Below are 15687 nucleotides of genomic sequence, written 5' to 3' on the forward strand. Positions count from 1 at the left end.
ATGTCACCCCCCGCCTCTTGAGCCTTTCGGCCCCCGTTACCCGACCACGTTGAACTCCGGCCCGTAGGGGTAGCCGGTGATGTTCTCGTTGCCATCCTCGGTGATCACCAGGATGTCATGTTCGCGGTAGCCGCCCGCGCCGGGGTTGCCTTCCGCGATGGTCAGCATCGGCTCCATCGAAATGACCATTCCCGGCTCCAGCACCGTTTCGATATCCTCGCGCAGCTCCAGTCCCGCCTCGCGCCCGTAGTAATGGGACAGGACGCCAAAGGAGTGCCCGTAGCCAAAAGTGCGGTATTGCAGGAGATCGCGCTCTTCGAAGAAGGCGTTGATCTTGTGGGTGATCTCGGCGCAGCTGGCGCCGGGCTTTAGCAGCGAGATGCCGTATTCATGGGCGGCGACGTTGGCCTCCCAGACTTTCAGGCTGTCGGGGTCGACCTCTCCGACGAACAGGGTCCGCTCCAGCGCGGTGTAATAGCCCGAGATCATCGGAAAGGTGTTGAGCGACAGGATATCGCCGCGCTGCAGCTTGCGCGCAGTCACCGGGTTATGGGCGCCATCAGTGTTGATGCCTGACTGGAACCAGACCCAGGTGTCGCGGTATTCGGCATCGGGAAAGCGTTTGGCGATCTCCAGCTCCAACGCATCGCGTCCCGCCATCGCCACGTCGATCTCCCGCACCCCTTCGCGGATCGCATCGCGGATGGCATAGCCGCCCACATCGGCCACTGCGGCACCGGCGCGGATCATCTCGATCTCGGCAGCGGATTTGTGCATGCGCTGGCGCATGGTCGGCTCGTAAAGATCAATCATCTCAGCCGGTTGCAGGAAGGATTCGAGCTTGCCCTTTTGCAGCAGGGTCAGATGATCGCTCTCGTAGCCCACCGTTGCGCCGGGGCCAGAAACCGACAGGATCGCACGCCAGAAATTGTCGCGCTGCCAGTCGGTATAGGTGATATTATCGCAGAAAGAGCGGCGCCAGGGCTGGCCCGCGTCGATGCCTGCGCTGATGGTGACGGCAGCATCGGCGGTCACCACAAGACCGTAGGGACGGCCAAAGGCGCAGTAGGTAAACCCCGAATAATACGAGATATTATGCATCGACGTGAAGACGGCTGCGGAAACGCCTGCCTGCTCCATGATCTTGCGCAGGCCCGCAATGCGCGCCTCATACTCGGCCACGGGGAATTGCAACGGCGCCTTTTCGCCATTGTGAAAACGGTACATGTCAGGACGTGCAGTCATGCTGGATCCTTCCTTTGCTTACAAGAAAGGTCCCGGCGTACAGGACAGATTGTGTGTCTAAGTCAGGGTCCCGTGAGAACTCCCTCACGCGGCGACGCCATCGCCCGGCCCTGATCCCAGACATGCTGCGGAATCGCAGCGCTGGCAAGTATTTTCTGCGCCGCCCTGCCCGGGGCGTGCCTTGATGCGGCGCAGATCGGCAGGGCTGCCTAATTGACGATCAGCGCCACCAAGTCGCTGTCGGGATCCGCCAATGGGTCGATGACATTGAAATGATGCTTGCCAAAGGCGATGACGTGATCCGTCGCCCAGGCATCGGTCAGCCATTGCGCCTGATCCAGAAACGCCGGGCGTTCCTCGGCGCCGACCCAGACGGTGACCGGTACGTCATAGCGGTCCTGCATCTCCACCGGGCTTTCGGCCTTGGCGGCCTCGGCGTCCATCTTGAATTGTTTGTTCATCGAGGTTCGCAACAGCGGCAGCAGATCCGACAGCGGCGAAATTGGGATCACTGTTTTCAGGCGCGCGCCTACATCCTCGGGCAGCAGCGCCCGGTCCAGCATGCGGGCGACCAGATGCCCCCCGGCAGAATGCCCGGCCAGGGCGATGGGGCCGTCCACTTCTTCGGCGATATGTACCACCGCCGAGGCCACCTGCCGGGTGATCTCGGCAATGGAGACATCGGGGCACAGGTCGTAGGACGGCATTGCCACGGCCCAGCCATGCGCCAGCGGACCTACCGCCAGATGCGACCATGTGCTTTTGTCAAACCTCAGCCAGTAGCCGCCGTGCACGAAGATGAAGACACCCTTGGGCGTACCTTCGGGCAGGAAGAGGTCGAACTTGTTTCGATCGCCTGGACCGTATGGAATGTCGAGCTGGGCGCGCTCGTGCAGGCTGTTGCGGAAATCCTCGGCCGAGGCATCCCAGCGCGGTGGATAGTCATCCGCTCCCGCGATATAGGCTCCGTTGGCATAGGCGTCGTCCAGTTCCATGGCAGTCTCCCCGGTTTGTTGTTTTTGCCAAAGTGACGGGCTGCGCGGGACAATGTCAAACAGCTAACTGAAGCGGCTGCATCCGGCCCTTCTGCTTAGCCTATGCCTAGCGTCCGGCAGATTTATGATCAAATTCTGGACTCATCGAAGGTTCTGGACATATGAATGACCAGCTGATTTGCATGCCTGCAAATAATCCGGGGAGACACCAATGCTGACCAAGAACACCGAGCTGAAGTCCCTTTTGAAGGACCCGACCCTGCTGGAAACCCGCGCCTATGTGGGCGGCCAGTTTGTTGACGGAGACAAGGGCACCTTTGATGTCACCAACCCCGCGCGTGGCGATGTGGTTGCTGAAGTTGCCGATCTCAGCCGCGCGCAGGTTGCAGGTGCCATCGCCCAGGCCGAAGCCGCACAGAAAGACTGGGCCAAATGGACCGGCAAGGAACGCGCGAATGTCTTGCGCAAGTGGTTTGACCTGATGATGGAAAACCAGGACGACTTGGGCATCATCCTAACCGCGGAAATGGGCAAACCCCTGGCCGAAGCCAAAGGCGAGATCGCCTATGGCGCCTCCTTCATCGAGTTCTTTGCTGAGGAGGCAAAGCGGATCTATGGCGAGACCATTCCCGGCCATCAGCGCGACAAGCGGATCACCGTTCTGAAACAGCCCATCGGGGTTGCCGCCTCAATCACGCCGTGGAACTTTCCCAACGCGATGATTACCCGCAAGGCCGGTCCGGCGCTGGCCGCAGGCTGTGCCTTTGTCGCCCGCCCGGCCGAGCTGACGCCCCTCTCGGCCACCGCGCTGGCGGTTCTAGCGGAACGCGCAGGCATTCCGGCGGGTGTGTTCAACGTGGTCACCACCTCGGACGCGCCAGAAACCGGGCTGGAATTCTGTGAGAACCCGGCAGTCCGCAAGCTGACCTTCACCGGCTCGACCCCGGTTGGCCGTCTGCTGCTGCGTCAAGCGGCGGATCAGGTGATGAAATGCTCGATGGAGCTGGGTGGCAATGCGCCCTTCATCGTCTTTGACGATGCCGATCTCGACGCTGCTGTCGAAGGCGCGATCATGTGCAAGTTCCGCAACAACGGCCAGACCTGCGTCTGCGCCAACCGGATCTACGTGCAGGCCGGTGTCTATGATGCCTTCGCCGCCAAGCTGAAAGAGGCGGTTGCCAAGATGAAGGTCGGTGACGGCCTTGAGGACGGTGTGCAGTTCGGCCCTCTGATCAACAACAAGGCCGTTGAAAAGGTAGAAGCCCATCTGGCAGACGCCACGGCCAAGGGCGCCGAGATCATCCTGGGCGGCACCCCGTCCGAGCTGGGCGGCTCCTTCTTCCAGCCGACCATCGTGACCGGCGCCACCACGGATATGCAGTTCTCGACCGAGGAAACATTCGGCCCGCTGGCGCCGCTGTTCAAATTCGAGGACGAGGACGAGGTCATCGCCATGGCCAATGACACCATCTTTGGCCTCGCATCCTATTTCTACGCCAAGGATCTGAGCCGGGTCTACAAAGTGGCCGAGGCGCTGGAATACGGCATCGTCGGCGTCAACACCGGGATCATCTCGACCGAGGTCGCGCCCTTTGGCGGCGTCAAGCAGTCGGGCCTCGGGCGCGAAGGCAGCCATCACGGCATCGAAGATTATCTGGAGATGAAGTACATCTGCATGTCGGTCTGATCCGGCACGCAAAGGATCAGAGCATCAGGACTGGGGTCCGTGACCGGCAAGGTCGCGGACCCTTTTTCGTATCTGCGCACGAAAAGCCTCGACCGCCCCTGCCTGCCCCGGAAGGCGAGGCAGAACCGGTTGCGACATGGCGAAATAGCTAATCGCCCCCAGCAGATCGCAAACCGCTGCCAATGCGGCCGCGGGCGGCGCGGCGCGCCAGGCCGGTGCATCCTGCACCATGGCCACCAGTTCCTGCAAAAAGGGCCGCAGGAACCAGCGTTCAGCGGGCTGGTCTTCCTGTCGGTCATCCAGCAGCTCCCGCAGGATCAGGCGGCTGTCGACAGGATTGAGCAGCCCCTCGCTCAGATAGGTTTCGAAAAACGTCTCAAGCCGCTGCTCCGGCGCGGCATCGGGGTTCTGCGCCTCCATCAGCATCAGCATCATGCGATCCGCTACCCCTTCCAGCACCCGCTCATACAGCGCGTCCTTGCTGCCGAAATGGTGCAAGAGAGCCTGTTTGGTCAGCCCCAGCTCATCCGCGATATTGGCGATCGAGGCGCCGTGATAGCCCCGGTTCGCAAAAAGCTGCGTTGCGGCCAGAACGAATTCGTCCGGACGATTTGCGGATCGTGACGCAGGGCGGTCAGCGGGGCGAGAGGCAGGGGGCATGGCGGCTCCTTTCCAGCTTCTGATAGCAGAAAAGGACGGTCCCTACCATCCGGTCAGTTTCGACCGTGAGATGCGCCAAACGCAAAAGCCCCCGCGCCCGGCATCCGGACACGGGGGAAGGAAGGCCGCCACGGGTAGGACGGCGACCTCGGGGAGTTTCAAAGCAGGCAGAACCCTGTGCGGGGAAGGATCAGTTGACCTTCTGCGCTTCCAGTTCGGCGCGCTGCGGTGTGGCAGAGCTGATCTCGATCCGGCGCGGTTTCAGGGCCTCGGGCACTTCGCGCTGCAGGTCGATATGCAGCATGCCATCCGCATGGCTGGCGCCGGTGACGCGCACATGGTCGGCCAGTGTGAAACGGCGCTCGAACGCGCGGGTGGCGATGCCGCGGTGCAGGAAGGTCCGGTCCTCATCCGCTTCGGCCTTGCGGGCCGACACGACCAGGGCGTGCTCCTTCACCTCGACGCTGAGGTCGGCTTCGGAGAAACCGGCGACCGCAATCGAAATGCGATAGCTGTCGGCATCGGTCTTTTCAATATTGTAAGGGGGATAGCTGGGCTGGCTTACATCGTTGCTGAGAACCCGGTCCATCAGGTCCGCGATCTGGTCAAATCCCACGGTCGCACGGTGCAGCGGTGCAAAATCAAAGGTACGCATATGTGTCATCCTCATCATTGAGCGATATGTACATTGCCCTCCCACGTCTGGGGCAGGGCGTTCATTTCCATCGGGCCCCGCTTGGCGGCGACCCGACACAATCGAGATAAGGACTGCATCGTGGGTTTCAAGAGGTTGGCAGGGCGCGGAAATATGCCCCGTCTGAGGCCTACTGACGGATGAATTTGGCGCCGCTGGTACGGCGGCCATCGCCGACCTGAACCCGGCCCACACCGGGCGGCATGCGGCTGCCGATATGGGTGCCGGTCAGCTGCGCCTGCAACAGATCCAGCCCCTCGCCCAGCGCCGCGCCAAGCGACACCCGCTGGCCGTTCACCTCTGCCTTGGCCGAGACCACCGAGACGATGCGTGGTGTTTTCCCGTCAAAGGAAAACACCGGCGCTCCGGAGGAGCCGAAATCCACATCGCAGGACATCACAAGAACCCCCTGCTGCTGTGCGGTGACGGCGCAGACCTCCTGCAGCGAGGGCGCTTCGGAGCGATCATGCGCATAAGACACCACGCCAATCCGGCTCCCCCTGCGCGGGCGCCGGTCGGTTTCGAACGGGATAACGGTGGTGTTGCGGATGGGGCGCTGCAGCTGCAACAGCGCGATATCCTTGCGCACCCGCCCGGTCGATACCTCGCCATCATAGACATAGTCGGGGTGGATCACCGCCCGGCGCACCGAGCGATAGGCCGAGGCGCGGCCATTGCGCCAGCCGGCCAGAAACTCGATCGTCTCTGGGGCGATCCGCTGACCGGTCCGCCCATCAAACAGACAATGTGCTGCTGTCAGGACCAGATCCGGCGCGATGAGCGAGCCTGTGCAGAAGCCTTCACCATTGACATCGAGACGGCCAACCGCCTCCCAGGCGCGGCCCGCATCCGTGGTGTCGAGCCGCTGAAGTCGGCTGTCACCAGCCGCCACAAACGCGGGCAGCAGCGCCGCCAAAATCCCGAAAACCCAATGCCGCACGCATGTCTCCCTGCTCACCCTGCTTTCAGGATAGGTATCTGTTGGGGCGAAAATACGGCAAGGGCCGCGCTGATACAGCCCGGCCCCGCAAAAAATTTGCCACTGTGGGATCAGCGCAGGATCGGCACCTGATCCTCGGCCGTGGCGGCATGCCCGTTCCCATCGGTCATCGTCGGCGGTTTCGGACCACCGGTGGCCCAGTCCAATAACTCAACCGTATGCACGATGGGCAGCTTGGTGCCTGACCCAATCTGCATCATGCAGCCGATATTGCCAGCGGCGATCAGGTCGGGGTTCTTCGCCTCCAGCGTCTTGACCTTGCGCGCCTTCAGCTGGCCCGAGATTTCCGGCTGCATCAGGTTGTAGGTCCCGGCAGAGCCACAGCACAGGTGGCTGTCGGCAGGCTCCACCACCTTGAAACCGGCGCGTTTCAGCAGCGTCTTGGGATGCGTCTTGATCTGCTGGCCGTGCTGCAGTGAGCAGGCCGCGTGATAGGCAACGGTCAGCCCCTTGTCGCCACCTTCGGGCAGGTCGAGTTGCATCAGCAGCTCAGAAATATCCATTGCCCGTTCCGATACCCGCGCCGCATCCGCCGCCAGCGCATCATTGCGGAACATATGGCCGTAGTCCTTCACCGTGGTGCCACATCCCGAGGTGTTGATGACGATGGCATCCAGCCCCTGCCCGTCGATCTCGGCACACCAGGCGCGGATGTTCTTGGCCGCGGTGGCGTGGCTTTCGTCCTCGCGCCCCATGTGATGGGTCAGCGCCCCGCAGCAGCCCGCGCCCTTGGCCACGACCACTTCGCAGCCCAGCCGGGTCAGCAGGCGGATGGTGGCATCGTTGATATCGGTGTTGAGCGCCTTTTGCGCGCAGCCGGTCATCAGCGCCACGCGTTTCTTGCGTGGCTCTGCGGGGGCAAAGCTTTGCGGATCATCGTTGCGGCTGACCGGCGGGATGTCCTTGGGCGCCATGTCCAGCATCGCCCGAAGCCGCGCATCGGGCACCAGCCCTTTGAAGGGACGCGCCAGTTTCGCACCGAACAGCGCGAGGCGGAATCGGCCCGGATAGGGCAGAATCTGCGCCAGAACCCAGCGCAGCGCCCGGTCGGTAAAGGGGCGTTTGTAATTCTTGTCGATATAAGCGCGCGCGTGGTCAATCAGATGCATGTAATGCACGCCCGACGGGCAGGTGGTCATGCAAGCCAGGCAGGAAAGGCAGCGGTCGATATGCTTGACCGTCTTTTCATCCGGCACGCGGTTGTTTTCCAGCATGTCCTTGATCAGGTAGATCCGCCCACGCGGGCTGTCGAGCTCATCCCCCAGAACCTGATAGGTCGGACAGGTCGCGGTGCAAAATCCGCAATGCACGCAGGAACGCAGGATCTCGTTCGAGCGCTGAATGCCGGGATCCTTCAGCTGGTCTTCGGTAAATTCAGTCTGCATGTCTTATCCCATCAGGCCAGGGTTCAGGATCCCGCGCGGATCGAACTGGTCGCGCAGCCCCTTGGACAGGGCCGCAAGAGGCGCCGGTTGCGGTTCGAACCGGCCAAGGCGCGCAGCGGTTTCGGCACTGGCGCGAACCAAGGTGGCATGGCCTGGAACCGGTTCCATCCCGGTGCCAGCGCCCGACATCTTTTTGCGCAGGTCGCTACCTTCGGGCATCAGCGCCCAGATCAACCCGCCACCCCAGTCGAGTTGCAAAGCCGTCGCGCCAAGGCGCGGCGCCAACTCCACTGCATCGGACGGTTTCACGCTGATCCGCCAGACGTCACCGTCATGGCCGTGGAACGCTGTCACATCGCGGATGCCCTGCCACAGATCCTCACCTGCTTCGGCGCGGTGGGCAATGCCGTGCTCAGCCAGCCGCTTCACCAGCGCGTCACAGCGGTAGTCCACCGATTCCTCGAAGCCTTCGACGCGAATATGGGCGGTCATCGTGTCGGGATCATATGCGGCCCCGGTCACATCAAAGGGCGAGCCAAGCGCCGCGGACATCGCCCGCACCGCGCCCGGCAGATCCAGACCGCCAACCGAAACGGTGGCCATCTGCGCCGCACGCGGCAGCACCTTGAAGGACACCTCGCTCAGCACTCCCAGCGTCCCTTGCGCGCCGGACATCAGTTTCACCAGATCATAGCCGGTGACGTTCTTCATCACCCGGCCGCCGTTCTTGACGATCTGGCCGGTGCCATCGACAAAACGCACGCCCAGCAGGAAATCCCGCGCCGCGCCCGACTGAATGCGGCGCGGCCCCGAGATATTGGCGGCAAAGAGCGAACCGATGGTTGGCGTGCCGTCGGTGCCCAGAAGGGCGCGGTAGTCCGCCGGTTCAAAGGCAAGGCGCTGGTTCTCTGCGGCCAGCAATCCCTCGATCTCAGCCACCGGGGTTCCGGCTTTGGCCACTAGGGTCAGCGCGCCGGGTTCATAAAGCTCAACCCCGCTAAGGGCAGAAAGGCTCAGGGTCTCCCCTTCCACCGCCATGCCACGGGTGCCGCCGCCCTGGATGTTGAGGGGGCCCTTGGCCGCAGCGATCATCCCGGCCAGTTCGGCCTCGCTTTCGGGTCGCATCATGGTTTTTTCCAAACGTTCTGGAGAATCATTGAAGGCGGGGGTCATTCCGCCGCCAGCGCCGGGGTGCGGCGGCTTTCGGTTACCGACAGCGGGAAGACCTTGGCCGGGTTCAGCAGCCACTGCGGATCGAAGACATCCTTGACCTTCAGCTGGGCCTCCAGATCATCGCCCGAGTACTGGTGCAGCATCAGATCGCGTTTTTCGATCCCGACGCCATGTTCGCCGGTCAGGCAGCCGCCGACTTCGACGCAGAGTTTAAGTACCTCGGCGCCGAATTCCTCGCAGAGTTCAAGGTCTCCGGGTTTATTGGCATCGAACAGGATCAGCGGGTGCATGTTGCCATCGCCGGCGTGAAACACATTGGCCACCGCCAGCCCGAATTCCTGACTCATCTCGCCGATGCGGCGCAGCACGTAGGGCAAAGAGGACACAGGAATGGTCCCATCAAGGCACATGTAGTCGTTGATCTGCCCCATGGCGCCAAAGGCGGATTTGCGGCCCAGCCAGATCCGCGCGGCTTCGTCAGCATCGGTGGCCTCGCGCAATTCGACCGGATTGTGGGATTGAGCGATGTCTTTGATCACCTTCAGTTGCGCGTCGATCTCGGCATCGCTGCCTTCGACCTCGATGATCAGCAGCGCCTCGCACATGGGATAGCCCGCCTTAGCAAAGGCCTCGCAGGCCTCAATGCAGGGACGGTCCATGAACTCGATAGCAACGGGCAGCACGCCCGCCTTGATAATATCGCTGACGCAGGCGCCGGCCACTTCGTTGCTGTCATAGCCGATCAGCACGGGACGGGCGCCTTCGGGCTTGTGCAGAATCCGCAGGGTCGCCTCGGTCACGACGCCAAGCTGCCCCTCGCTGCCGCAGATGACACCAAGCAGATCCAAGCCGCCCGCATCCAAATGGGCGCCGCCGATTTCGACCACAGTGCCATCCATCATCACCATGGTAACGCCCATCAGGTTGTTGGTTGTAACGCCATACTTCAGGCAGTGCGCCCCGCCCGAGTTCATCGCGATATTGCCGGCAATGGCGCAGGCCAGCTGGCTCGACGGGTCGGGCGCGTAGAAGAAATCCTCCTCCTCCACCGCGCCGGATACGGAGAGGTTGGTACGCCCGGTCTGCACCCGGATGATGCGGTTCTCGTAATCGGTCTCCAGCACGTCATTCATCCGTGCAACGCCCAGGATCACGCAATCCGCGGTTGGCAGGGCGCCCCCGGCCAGCGAGGTGCCCGACCCGCGCGGCACCACAGGCACGCCCTCTTCGTGGCAGATACGCAGGACCTCGGACACTTCAGCCGTGCTGCGCGGCAGCACCGCCAGCAGCGGCGGACATTTGTAAGCCGTCAGCGCATCACATTCATAGGCACGGGTTTCCGCCTCCTCCGTGATCAGGGCGTCTGCGGGCAAAACCTTTGCCAGACGCGCAGCCAGGTGGGCTTTGCGCGACAAGACTTTGGGATCCGGGGCTGGCATTTCCATGGCGGGCACTCCTCTTTGGTAAACTTATATTACCAATTCACACCATCTGGCAAGGGACCAGTTGCTGGGCTAGGGTGGCGGCATGATCTGGATTGACCGTATCGCCCTGTTTTCGACCCTGGATTTTGCCGCGTTAACGCTGATTGTCGCGGGCTGGATCTGGATCGGCTGGCGGATCGAGAACCCGGCGGCTGGCAAGCCTTCGGTGTCCTACCTGATGGCGGATTTCCGGCGCGACTGGATGGTGCAGATGGTGACCCGCCAGCCGCGCATGTTCGACGCGCAGCTGATCAGTGGCCTACGGCAAGGCACGACGTTCTTTGCCTCGGCCTCGATGATCGCAATGGGCGGAGGACTGGCGCTGATCGGCAATACCGAACAGCTGGCCGGCGTTGCCGAGGATCTGATTCAGGACAGCGCGCCCGCCTTTGTCTGGGAGGTGAAGATCCTGACAGTGCTGCTGTTTCTGGCCAATGCCTTTTTGAAGTACGTCTGGGCGCACCGGTTGTTCGGTTATTGCTCGGTGCTGATGGCAGCGGTGCCCAATGATCCCGCTGAGCCACTGGCCCTGCCCCGCGCGGCGCAGGCGGCGGATCTGTCGATCACCGCAGCGCGCAGTTTCAACCGAGGCATGCGCTGCACCTATTTCGCGCTGGCCTCGGCTGCGTGGCTGGCGGGGGCGATCCCGCTGATCCTGGCCACGCTGATCACTTTGGCGGTGCTTTACCGGCGCGAATTCGCATCGCAGTCCCGCAGCGTGCTGTTGCGCATTCCGCCCGAGACGCGGAGACAGGATGCGGGCAACACATCCTCGTGATTCCGCACCCAGCCGCGACCGGACTAAGATGCATTTCATGAAACCTGCTCTGATCTCCCTGCTTTGCGCGCTGAGCGCGGCTTCTCCCGCCCTCGCCGAGGCACCCCGAATCGAAGGTGCCACCGCCCACCAGAACGGCAGCAGCTGGACGATCAGCGTGACGCTGTCCCATGCCGATACGGGATGGGAGCACTATGCCGATGGCTGGCGCGTGCTGGATGAGAATGGCCGCGAACTGGGTCTGCGGGTGTTGGCGCATCCGCATGTGAACGAACAGCCCTTCACCCGCAGCCTGAGCGGCATCGAAATCCCGGAGGGCACCCGGCATGTCACCCTTCAGGCGCGCTGCATCGTGGATGGCTGGAGCGACGAAAGCTTTCGCCTGACCCTGCCCTGACCCACCCCGTCAGGTTCTGTGATAGGGGCTGCCGGACAGAATTGTTGCGGCGCGGTAGATCTGCTCGGCCAGCATCACCCTGACCAGCATATGCGGCCAGACCATCTTGCCAAATGAGATCGAAAAATCCGCCTCTGCGCGCAGGCTGGGATCGATGCCATCGGCGCCGCCAATGATCAGCGCCAGATCCTGTCGCCCACTGTCGCGCCAGTCTGCCATCTTGCCCGCAAAATCGGGCGAGGACAGCAGCTTGCCCCGTTCATCCAGGGTGCAGATCAGCGCGCCCTTGGGCAGCGCCTTGCGCAGCAGATCCGCCTCGGCGGACATGCCGAGGTTCTTCTTGTCCTCAACCTCGACCACCCGCGCAGGCCCAAGGCCTAAGGCGCGGCCGGTGCGGTCGAACCGTGTCAGATAGTCGTCGATCAGGGATTTTTCCGGGCCGGAGCGGAGCCGCCCGACCGCGCAGATATGTACACGCATAAGAGGGATCCCGCCCGCCTGTCGATCTCAGCCAAGGAAATCACAAGCAGGTCTTTCGGGGCGCCGCCGACCCTGCTGGTCGTGGGCAGCCGCCCCCGTTTCCAAAATCAGCTGCTGGTCGCGCCCGCGCCGGGCACCCACATCTTTTCCAGCTGATAGAACTCGCGCACTTCGGGGCGGAAGATATGGACGATCACGTCGCCGGTATCGATCAGCACCCAGTCGCCGGCGTCCTTGCCCTCGACCTTGCTGATGATGCCGTAGTCCTGCTTCAGCCGGTCGGTCAGCTTTTCGGCCATGGCCGCAACCTGACGGGTTGAGCGACCGGAAGCGATGACCATGAAGTCGCCAATGGCCGTTTTGCCGCGCAGATCGATCTGCACAACATCTTCGGCCTTGTCATCATCCAGAGAGGTCAGGATCCGCTCCAGCAGCACCTCGCTGGTGGGTCGAGTCTTGGCAGGCATAGGGGCTGCCTCATTAACAGCGGCAACTGCCGCTTGGGGTTCGGGTGACAGGACAGTGTCCTCCTTGCTGCGCGCCGAAACACCCCCGGCGCCGGGGCTGCGTTAAATGTAGCAAGACAGGGGCCTTTTTTCAATGAAGCTTCGCTGCATTGCCGCGATGGCATATGCGCACTCTTTTTCAACCCTTTGGCGCCTCTGGCGCGGGCTCTTCTACCGGCTCTGAGATTTCCAGCGGAGTATTCAAAACCCGAACTTCGCGCTGCGGGAAGGGAATCGATATGCCTTCAGCCTGAAAGGCGTCCCAGAGGGCAAGAAACACATTGCCCCGGATATTGGTCAGCCCCGCCGTGGGATCGCTGATCCAGAACCGCAGCACATAATCGACGCTGCTGTCGCCAAAGCCGATGATGTGACAGACCGGCGCCTTGCCGGGGGTGGACAGCACCCGGTTCACCGAACGCGCAGCGGCAATGGCCACCCGGCGCACCTGATGCGGATCATCGCCATAGCCGGTACCGAAATTGATATCGAGCCGCACGTAGCGGTCAGAATGGGACCAGTTCACCACCTGCGAGGTGATCAGATCCTCGTTCGGGATCAGGTATTCGCGCCCGTCCCGCGTCACAACAGAGACATAGCGCGCACCCAGCGCATTGATCCAGCCGAAGGTCTCCCCGAGCGAGATCACATCCCCCGGCTTGATCGAGCGATCCATCAGGATGATGATGCCCGACACAAGATTGGACACCACCTTCTGCAGACCGAAACCGATGCCAACACCAACCGCACCGGACAGGACGGCCAGCCCGGTCAGGTCGAAGCCGATGGCGCGGATGCTGATAATGATTGCCAGCCCATAGAGGGCCAGCTGGATGGCCTTGCCGATCAGCACCTGCATCGAAGGAGAGATATCGCTGTTGCCCTTCAGCCCCTTGCCCGCCGCGTTAGAGCCGAAACGTGCCAGCGTCAGCAGCACCGCCGCCAGCATCAGCGCCTTCAGAACCGCGAGCATCGACAGGTGCATGGCGCCAAATGTGATCGCAACGCTGTCCAGAAACTCTGCTACGTCATCGACAAGGTTCAGCGCCACTAGCGTCGCGTAGATCCACAGGGACCATGTGAACAGCCGCCGCAGCGTGTGATTGCGCACCAGCCGAGCGATGATCCCGATCACCAGCCAGGCCGTGGCCAGGGTCGCCGCGATCCCGATCAGGTAACTGCGCGACGGCCAGGTCACATTCTGCATCAGCAGGTAGGCCGCCCAGGACAAGACGATGAAGTAAATCAGCGTCAGCCGCCGGATCATATGAATCAGCGCCCGCAGCCGCCACTTTGGCCAGCCGGTGCGGCGATGCCCCCAATTGTCCCACTGCGTTTTGGTCAAAAGACGTAGCAGATAAGCCAGAATCACCAGCCCGCCAACGATCAGCATCTGATACTGTCGCCAGCCCGGGGTCAGGAACTGCTCCGACAGCATCCAGACTTTGTTCCACAGCGACACCAGAAATTCGATCAATGTCTCAGGCAACTGCTCTTGTTTCATGGGGACCTCCACCGCCCAGCATGGCGTCGGCCGCAATGAGGTTGCAAGGAAAACCGCGCAGCCGGGATTGGGCGGCGCCCTTTCGAACCGCACTGCTCGAACCTTGATTGTCAGGCGGGGCGGATGTATCTGACAGGCATGACCTTCGTATTGGCCCAGAAAATCGAACTGCAAGACCGCGCACGCCTGCGCGAACGGTTCTATGGCGCCGCCCGCACGGTCCTGGCGCGCCTATAAGGCTGCAGCCCAGCCCAAAGCCAGCTATTCCAATACAGAACGGGAGAGGACCCATGTCCCCCAAAACACTCTATGACAAAATCTGGGATGCGCATCTTGCGCATGAAGCAGAGGACGGCACCTGCCTGCTTTATATCGACCGCCACCTGGTTCACGAAGTAACCAGCCCGCAGGCCTTTGAGGGGCTGCGCATGGCGGGCCGCACCGTGCATTCCCCGGATAAAACCATCGCCGTGCCGGACCATAACGTGCCCACCACGGCAGGCCGCGAGGATCCGGCCCAGATGACCGAGGAAAGCCGCATCCAGGTCGCGGCGCTCGACAAGAACGCCAAGGAATTTGGCGTGCACTATTACCCGGTCAGCGACATTCGTCAGGGTATCGTGCACATCGTCGGCCCCGAGCAAGGCTGGACCCTGCCCGGCATGACCGTGGTCTGCGGTGACAGCCACACGGCGACCCACGGCGCATTCGGCGCGCTGGCGCATGGTATCGGCACCTCCGAGGTCGAACACGTTCTGGCCACCCAGACGCTGATCCAGAAGAAATCCAAGAACATGAAGGTGGAGATCACCGGCAAGCTGAAGCCGGGCGTCACCGCCAAGGACATCACCCTTGCGGTGATCGGTGAGACCGGCACCGCCGGCGGCACCGGCTATGTCATCGAATATTGCGGTGAAGCGATCCGCGATCTGTCGATGGAAGGCCGCATGACCGTCTGCAACATGGCCATCGAAGGCGGCGCCCGCGCGGGCCTGATCGCGCCGGATGAAACCACGTTCGAATATGTCAAAGGCCGCCCGCACGCCCCGAAAGGCGCCCAGTGGGAAGCCGCGATGGACTGGTGGAAGACGCTTTACACCGACGAAGGCGCGCATTTCGACAAGGTCGTGACGCTCAAAGGCGAAGACATCCAGCCCGTGGTGACCTGGGGCACCTCGCCCGAGGACGTGTTGCCGATCACCGGCGTCGTGCCCTCCCCCGAAGAGTTCGAAGGCGGCAAGGTCGAGGCGGCGCGCCGCTCGATCGAGTACATGGGGCTCACCCCCGGTCAGAAACTGACCGACATCGAGATCGACACCGTCTTCATCGGCTCCTGCACCAATGGCCGGATCGAGGATCTGCGCGCCGTGGCCGAAGTGGTCAAAGGCAAGAAGATCAAGGACGGCATGCGCGCCATGATCGTGCCCGGCTCGGGTCTGGTTCGTGCGCAGGCCGAGGAAGAAGGCCTTGCCGAGATCTTCAAGGACGCCGGTTTCGAATGGCGCCTTGCGGGCTGCTCCATGTGCCTGGCGATGAACCCCGACCAGCTGTCCGAGGGCGAGCGCTGCGCCGCCACCTCGAACCGCAACTTCGAGGGGCGTCAGGGCTACAAGGGCCGTACTCACCTGGTCAGCCCGGCCATGGCCGCCGCCGCTGCCATCACCGGTCATCTGACCGATGTCCGTGATTTGATGTAAGG

General features: G+C 62.5%; 16 protein-coding genes. 5 read left to right on the forward strand and 11 right to left on the reverse strand.

Annotated elements, in window-relative coordinates; translation table 11 throughout:
- Positions 1-36: 36 nt before the first annotated feature.
- Together SM765_RS14035 and SM765_RS14040 are read right to left on the reverse strand one after the other, a co-directional pair.
- Positions 37-1245 (reverse strand): aminopeptidase P family protein, encoded by a 1209-nt coding sequence (locus SM765_RS14035; protein WP_274838182.1) that lies wholly within the window; start codon positions 1243-1245, stop codon positions 37-39.
- Positions 1246-1454: 209 nt separating this feature from the next.
- Positions 1455-2240, reverse strand: coding sequence for an alpha/beta hydrolase (locus SM765_RS14040; RefSeq protein ID WP_274838181.1), 786 nt, complete (start codon positions 2238-2240; stop codon positions 1455-1457).
- Between the two features lie 211 nt (positions 2241-2451).
- On the opposite strand from SM765_RS14040, the gene SM765_RS14045 reads away from it, so the two are divergent.
- Positions 2452-3927 (forward strand): NAD-dependent succinate-semialdehyde dehydrogenase, encoded by a 1476-nt coding sequence (locus SM765_RS14045; RefSeq protein ID WP_274838180.1) that lies wholly within the window; start codon positions 2452-2454, stop codon positions 3925-3927.
- Between the two features lie 24 nt (positions 3928-3951).
- On the opposite strand, the gene SM765_RS14050 is transcribed toward SM765_RS14045, so the two are convergent.
- From SM765_RS14050 to SM765_RS14075, 6 genes are all read right to left on the reverse strand, one after another.
- Complete coding sequence (locus SM765_RS14050; RefSeq protein ID WP_065271687.1) at positions 3952-4587, reverse strand: TetR/AcrR family transcriptional regulator; 636 nt, start codon at positions 4585-4587, stop codon at positions 3952-3954.
- A 190-nt stretch (positions 4588-4777) separates the two neighbouring features.
- Positions 4778-5242 carry an Hsp20 family protein gene (locus SM765_RS14055; RefSeq protein WP_065271688.1) on the reverse strand — a complete coding sequence of 155 codons (465 nt, stop codon included), beginning with the start codon at positions 5240-5242 and terminating at the stop codon, positions 4778-4780.
- A 169-nt stretch (positions 5243-5411) separates the two neighbouring features.
- Complete coding sequence (locus SM765_RS14060) at positions 5412-6200, reverse strand: trypsin-like serine peptidase (RefSeq protein WP_370570771.1); 789 nt, start codon at positions 6198-6200, stop codon at positions 5412-5414.
- A gap of 131 nt (positions 6201-6331) precedes the next feature.
- On the reverse strand, positions 6332-7666 hold the full coding sequence (gene glcF / locus SM765_RS14065; protein WP_368981549.1) for a glycolate oxidase subunit GlcF: 1335 nt from the start codon (positions 7664-7666) through the stop codon (positions 6332-6334).
- Positions 7667-7669: 3 nt separating this feature from the next.
- On the reverse strand, positions 7670-8791 hold the full coding sequence (locus SM765_RS14070) for an FAD-binding protein (protein ID WP_274838278.1): 1122 nt from the start codon (positions 8789-8791) through the stop codon (positions 7670-7672).
- A 44-nt stretch (positions 8792-8835) separates the two neighbouring features.
- The gene (locus tag SM765_RS14075; RefSeq protein WP_274830460.1) at positions 8836-10284 is read right to left on the reverse strand and encodes an FAD-linked oxidase C-terminal domain-containing protein; all 1449 of its coding nucleotides are present in this window, start codon (positions 10282-10284) and stop codon (positions 8836-8838) included.
- A gap of 82 nt (positions 10285-10366) precedes the next feature.
- Between SM765_RS14075 and SM765_RS14080 the strand changes: the two genes are divergently transcribed.
- Together SM765_RS14080 and SM765_RS14085 are read left to right on the forward strand one after the other, a co-directional pair.
- Positions 10367-11101, forward strand: a complete 735-nt coding sequence (locus SM765_RS14080) for a DUF599 domain-containing protein (RefSeq protein WP_274838178.1) — start codon at positions 10367-10369, stop codon at positions 11099-11101.
- Positions 11102-11138: 37 nt separating this feature from the next.
- Positions 11139-11498: a hypothetical protein gene (locus SM765_RS14085; RefSeq protein WP_274838177.1), complete on the forward strand. Its 360-nt coding sequence runs from the start codon at positions 11139-11141 to the stop codon at positions 11496-11498.
- 9 nt (positions 11499-11507) lie between these two features.
- On the opposite strand, the gene rlmH is transcribed toward SM765_RS14085, so the two are convergent.
- The 3 genes from rlmH to SM765_RS14100 all read right to left on the reverse strand — a co-directional run bounded on the left by rlmH (position 11508) and on the right by SM765_RS14100 (position 13988).
- Positions 11508-11978 carry a 23S rRNA (pseudouridine(1915)-N(3))-methyltransferase RlmH gene (gene rlmH, locus SM765_RS14090; protein WP_274833243.1) on the reverse strand — a complete coding sequence of 157 codons (471 nt, stop codon included), beginning with the start codon at positions 11976-11978 and terminating at the stop codon, positions 11508-11510.
- A gap of 107 nt (positions 11979-12085) precedes the next feature.
- Positions 12086-12445 (reverse strand): ribosome silencing factor, encoded by a 360-nt coding sequence (gene rsfS, locus SM765_RS14095; protein ID WP_274830456.1) that lies wholly within the window; start codon positions 12443-12445, stop codon positions 12086-12088.
- A 178-nt stretch (positions 12446-12623) separates the two neighbouring features.
- On the reverse strand, positions 12624-13988 hold the full coding sequence (locus SM765_RS14100; RefSeq protein ID WP_274838176.1) for a mechanosensitive ion channel family protein: 1365 nt from the start codon (positions 13986-13988) through the stop codon (positions 12624-12626).
- A 123-nt stretch (positions 13989-14111) separates the two neighbouring features.
- On the opposite strand from SM765_RS14100, the gene SM765_RS14105 reads away from it, so the two are divergent.
- On the forward strand, positions 14112-14225 hold the full coding sequence (locus SM765_RS14105) for an isopropylmalate isomerase (RefSeq protein ID WP_065271695.1): 114 nt from the start codon (positions 14112-14114) through the stop codon (positions 14223-14225).
- 53 nt (positions 14226-14278) lie between these two features.
- Positions 14279-15685 carry a 3-isopropylmalate dehydratase large subunit gene (gene leuC / locus SM765_RS14110; protein WP_274833240.1) on the forward strand — a complete coding sequence of 469 codons (1407 nt, stop codon included), beginning with the start codon at positions 14279-14281 and terminating at the stop codon, positions 15683-15685.
- Positions 15686-15687 lie beyond the last annotated feature (2 nt).

This window comes from Pseudophaeobacter sp. 1A09344, from assembly GCF_041008745.1.
In the GTDB taxonomy this organism is placed as follows: domain Bacteria; phylum Pseudomonadota; class Alphaproteobacteria; order Rhodobacterales; family Rhodobacteraceae; genus Phycobacter; species Phycobacter gallaeciensis_A.